1 protein-coding gene is annotated in these 358 nt (G+C 52.8%); it reads right to left on the bottom strand.

Translation table 11 applies throughout. From position 1 onward, the window contains the following. The coding region (locus KH400_RS30215; protein ID WP_217228504.1) for a hypothetical protein at positions 1 to 358 on the bottom strand (358 nt) is incomplete at both ends.

Here is a 358-nt window from a genome sequence, read left to right as displayed (position 1 = left end):
TTCTTCTCCTCCTCCTTTCCTTCTCTTTTTTCCCTCTTTTTTCCCCCTTTTCTTTTCTTTTTTTCCCTTCCCTCCTCTCCCCCCTTCCCTCTCCCTTTCCCCCCTCCTTCCTTCCCCTCTCCCTCCCCTCTTCTCTTTTCTCCCCCTTCCCCTCCCTTCCTCCTTTCTCTTCTCCCCCTCTTCCTCTTCCTCCTCCTCTTCTCTTTTCCCTCTCTTTTTTCTCCCTCTCCTTCCCCCCCCCCCCCCCTTCTTCCTCCCCTCTCCCTCCTGTCTTTCTCCTCTTCACTCCTTTTCCCGCCTCCTCTCTCCCTTCCTCTTCTCTTATTCGTCTTCTTTCCTCCTCATTCCTTTGTTCATT

Source organism: Desertibacillus haloalkaliphilus (assembly GCF_019039105.1).
Lineage (GTDB): Bacteria > Bacillota > Bacilli > Bacillales > KJ1-10-99 > Desertibacillus > Desertibacillus haloalkaliphilus.
This window is presented reverse-complemented; position numbering and strand designations above follow the sequence as displayed.